The organism is Xanthobacter tagetidis (assembly GCF_003667445.1).
Taxonomy (GTDB): domain Bacteria; phylum Pseudomonadota; class Alphaproteobacteria; order Rhizobiales; family Xanthobacteraceae; genus Xanthobacter; species Xanthobacter tagetidis.
The window spans coordinates 1-530 of the sequence record NZ_RCTF01000074.1; the positions used below are offsets into that span (position 1 = coordinate 1).

Here is a 530-nt window from a genome sequence, read left to right on the forward strand (position 1 = left end):
CGCCGTCATCGAGCGCAACGGTGCCGCCGACCGCCCCTCCGACGCCCGTCACGGAGAGCGTGTCGCCATCTATGTCCGCGTCGTTCGCCAGCAGGTCCGCGGCGGCGATGACCAGCGGCGTGTCCTCGGCCGTGGTCGCCGTATCGCCGGCTGCCACCGGCGCGTCGTTCACCGGCGTGACGCTCACCGCCACGGTGGCCGTATCCGTCCCGCCCTTGCCGTCCGAGACGGTGTAGGTGAACGAGGCCGGGCCGTTGAAGTCCGCATCCGGCGTGAAGGTGAAGGTGCCGCCGGAATAGACCAGCGTGCCGCCGCTGGCGCCGCCGAAACCGGTGACGCTCAGCGCGTCGCCGTCGAGGTCGCCGTCATTGGCGAGAAGCTCCGCCGCCGGGATCACCAGCGCCGTGTCCTCCGCCGTGGTGCGCGCGTCGTCCGTCGCCACCGGCGCGCGGTTGGGCTGCGCCACGGTGAGGCCGACGGAGGCGCGGGTCACGTCGCCCTCCTTGTCGGTCAGCGTGAAGGTGAGCGTG

The 530-nt window shown here is 72.6% G+C and carries 1 protein-coding gene; it reads right to left on the bottom strand.

Annotation, left to right across the window (positions count from 1 at the left end; translation table 11 throughout):
- The coding region (locus D9R14_RS22740) for a cadherin-like domain-containing protein (protein WP_121625952.1) at positions 1-530 on the bottom strand (530 nt) is incomplete at both ends.